General features: G+C 66.2%; 1 protein-coding gene. It reads right to left on the minus strand.

Annotation, left to right across the window (positions count from 1 at the left end):
* On the minus strand, window positions 1–278 hold a 278-nt coding region (locus tag EN818_RS32415), incomplete at both ends, for a thiamine pyrophosphate-dependent enzyme (protein WP_245521454.1).

The raw sequence follows: 278 nt of genomic DNA on the forward strand, positions 1-278 counted from the left end.
GTGGCCGCGATAGCGGTAGGTCTTGGATTCGATCAGCGTCGGTCCCTCGCCTGTCCGGGCGCGCTCGATGGCGGCATGCGCGGCCTCCGCGACTTCGGTGAAGCTGTTGCCGTTGACGATGACGCCGGGCATCGAATAGGCCGCCGCCCTGTCGGCGATGTTCCTGACGGCGGTCGAGCGGGCGGTCGATGTCGACATGCCGTAGCCATTGTTCTCGCAGACGAACACCACCGGCAGCTTCCAGATCGACGCCATGTTCAGCGCCTCGTGGAAGGCGC

Origin of the sequence: Mesorhizobium sp. M3A.F.Ca.ET.175.01.1.1, from assembly GCF_004791945.1 — a bacterium.
In the GTDB taxonomy this organism is placed as follows: domain Bacteria; phylum Pseudomonadota; class Alphaproteobacteria; order Rhizobiales; family Rhizobiaceae; genus Mesorhizobium.